The sequence below is a fragment of the Halocynthiibacter sp. genome (assembly GCF_049608145.1).
Classification (GTDB): Bacteria; Pseudomonadota; Alphaproteobacteria; order Rhodobacterales; family Rhodobacteraceae; genus Halocynthiibacter.
In genome coordinates this window covers 1-2698 of record NZ_JBMYXF010000102.1, presented here as the reverse complement: position 1 = coordinate 2698, position 2698 = coordinate 1, and the positions used below count along the sequence as shown (strand labels likewise).

Sequence of the window (2698 nt, the reverse complement as noted above, 5' to 3'; positions counted from 1 at the left end):
GTGGCATTCTGCCCGGTGAAAAAGTAACCGCAGAAATCGCGGCTATTCGGGGCATCGCGGAAGGTGTTGCGTCGATTTCCCCCAACCGACACGAAGGTGTGGACAGCTGGGAAGATCTTCTGGATTTCATTCACCACGTACGTCATGTGACGGGCAAGCCTGTGGGCATCAAAACCGTCATTGGTGAACTGGAACCGATGAAAGATCTGCTGACTCTGATCAACAGTCGCGGCGCTGCCAGTGCGCCTGACTTTATCACGATTGATGGCGGGGAAGGTGGAACCGGTGCCGCGCCAATGCCTCTGATGGATCTGGTGGGCATGACGGTGCGTGAAGCTTTGCCTTTGGTTGCCAACCTTCTGCGCGAAGCCGGGTTGAAAGATCGCATCCGCCTGATTTCATCTGGTAAGTTGGTAAATCCCGGCGATGTGGCCTGGGCGCTTGCAGCGGGCGCGGATTTTGTCACCTCTGCGCGTGGATTTATGTTCAGCCTTGGATGCATTCAGGCGTTGAAATGTAACAAAAACACCTGCCCAACGGGAATCACAACCCATGATGAACGTTTCCAAAAGGGCCTTGTGCCAGAGGCGAAATATGAAAAAGTCGCCGCCTATGCCAAGGGCATGATTAAGGAAGTTGAAACCATTGCCCATTCTGTGGGGGTCAGTGAACCCCGCCAGATCCGACGCAAACATGTGCGCATTGTCGGGGGCAACGGACGATCTACGCCGATGGATGAAATCTTTCCGACTCAGCCATAAAAACAGCCTGCGTTGGCAAATGTTACAGATTGCCAACGCAGACGTGAGATGAGTTTGTTTGGTTCTTAACGATCGGGCGCGTAGATATAGGGCAACACCAAACCTTCCGGAGTTTCCCGATGTCTTTTAAACCTGATCTTAAATGGTCCGATGTTACGCCTAAATCCCAGTTTATGAATCGCCGCCAGCTGATCAAAGGTGCGGCTGGCGCGGTGGCGCTGGGCAGCATCGGTGGTGCTGCCCATGCGCGGGGGCAATATGCAGTGGAAGGCACGAACGAACCAAACAGCCTGTCCGACATCACGAACTATAATAACTTCTATGAATTCGGCACGGGTAAAGAAGACCCTGCGCGCAATGCCCATACGCTGACCACAGATCCTTGGACGGTGAAAATCGATGGTCTTGTTGATCGCCCGGGGGATTACGACCTTGCGGATATTCTAAAGCAGGTGAACATCGAAGAACGCATATATCGTTTTCGCTGTGTCGAAGCTTGGTCAATGGTCATTCCCTGGAACGGGTTTGAACTGAATCAGCTTTTGAATCACGCGGGCATTCAATCTTCGGCGAAATATGTGGCTTTCGAAACCCTGTTGCGCCCTGAAGAAATGGTCGGACAGCGGTCACGTACACTGAATTGGCCATATCGCGAAGGCCTGCGTCTGGACGAAGCTATGAATCCCCTGACACTTATGGCGACGGGTCTTTATGGTGAAGATCTGCCCAATCAGAATGGTGCGCCTTTGCGTTTGGTCGTGCCGTGGAAATATGGTTTTAAATCTATCAAATCCATCGTGCGCATCACGCTGACGGATACGCAGCCAGATACATCATGGAACATGACCAATCCTCGTGAATATGGGTTCTATTCAAATGTGAACCCTGAGGTCGATCATCCGCGTTGGTCCCAGGCGTCTGAACGTAAGATCGGTGGCGGCCTGTTTTCCAGCCGTCAGGATACGCTGATGATGAATGGTTATTCTGAATATGTAGATCACCTGTACGCAGGTATGGATCTGCGCGCGAACTTCTGAGGCACATATCATGGAATTGAATTCTGTCATCACCTGTCCGTCGTGCAGGTTCTCCCGCCGCGAACGCGTGGTGGCAGATGCCTGTCAGTGGTTCTATGCCTGCACAAACTGCGGAACTGTGTTGCATCCACGGGATGGGGATCACTGCGTGTTTTCCTCTTATGGTGTGGAAATGCATCGGCCGTTCGGCTTCGTAGAAGGGGTTCCGGGGTGACTATATATATGCAACGTTTTTTCACCCCGGTTTTCGCGCCTGTTAATCAGGCCACGCGTCGGATTCCAACTTGGGTGATTTATCTTCTGGGGCTTTTGCCGTTCGTCTGGATGGTAAAGCAGCTGTTCGCGGGGCAGCTTGGTGTTGATCCCGTGAAAGCGATTGAACATCAGCTTGGGGAATATGGTCTCTATTTTCTCGTTGCTGGGATCGCAATCACGCCCGCCCGCAAACTTCTGGCTTTGAACCTGATCAAATATCGTCGTGCCATCGGTGTCTTGGCGGCCTTCTATATAACAGCGCATCTTGCGACATGGCTTGTGCTGGACATTCAACTGCGCTGGGGCGAAATCTGGGCCGACATTCTGAAGCGTCCCTATATTACGATTGGCATGGCCAGCTTTCTGATGATCCTGCCACTGGCGCTGACCTCCAATAATCTATCGGTTCGCAAGCTTGGTCCGGTGAAATGGCGCAATCTTCATAAGCTGACGTATATAGCAGTCCCTCTGGCGGCCGTTCACTTCGTCATGATTGTGAAGGGCTGGCAGCCGGAACCTCTGATCTGGCTGGCTGTGATTCTGAGTTTGCTGCTTTTACGGCGCCTCAGGTAACTTCTTTTATACTTTCTTAAGAATCGCGGTCCTCAGTGGCCGCGTTTTTCGTAGGTATGCATGTTGTATGCA

Annotated in this window: 4 protein-coding genes; all 4 read left to right on the top strand. The window is 52.1% G+C overall.

Going from position 1 to position 2698, the window contains the following annotated elements; translation table 11 throughout:
- Window positions 1-761, top strand: a 761-nt coding sequence (locus tag ACPGUT_RS15945; protein WP_423993090.1) for a glutamate synthase-related protein, incomplete at its 5' end; no start/stop codon positions are given.
- Window positions 762-880: 119 nt separating this feature from the next.
- Window positions 881-1798 carry a protein-methionine-sulfoxide reductase catalytic subunit MsrP gene (msrP, locus tag ACPGUT_RS15940; RefSeq protein ID WP_423993088.1) on the top strand — a complete coding sequence of 306 codons (918 nt, stop codon included), beginning with the start codon at window positions 881-883 and terminating at the stop codon, window positions 1796-1798.
- Between the two features lie 10 nt (window positions 1799-1808).
- Window positions 1809-2012, top strand: a complete 204-nt coding sequence (locus tag ACPGUT_RS15935; RefSeq protein ID WP_423993086.1) for a GDCCVxC domain-containing (seleno)protein — start codon at window positions 1809-1811, stop codon at window positions 2010-2012.
- Between the two features lie 8 nt (window positions 2013-2020).
- Complete coding sequence (gene msrQ / locus ACPGUT_RS15930) at window positions 2021-2626, top strand: protein-methionine-sulfoxide reductase heme-binding subunit MsrQ (RefSeq protein WP_423993084.1); 606 nt, start codon at window positions 2021-2023, stop codon at window positions 2624-2626.
- The last annotated feature ends 72 nt before the right edge of the window (window positions 2627-2698 follow it).

Bases quoted from the DNA above. Each gene is read 5' to 3' on its own strand.
- msrP (WP_423993088.1), top strand. From the start codon at position 881: ATGTCTTTTAAACCTGATCTTAAATGGTCCGATGTTACGCCTAAATCC.
- ACPGUT_RS15935 (WP_423993086.1), top strand. From the start codon at position 1,809: ATGGAATTGAATTCTGTCATCACCTGTCCGTCGTGCAGGTTCTCCCGC.
- msrQ (WP_423993084.1), top strand. From the start codon at position 2,021: ATGCAACGTTTTTTCACCCCGGTTTTCGCGCCTGTTAATCAGGCCACG.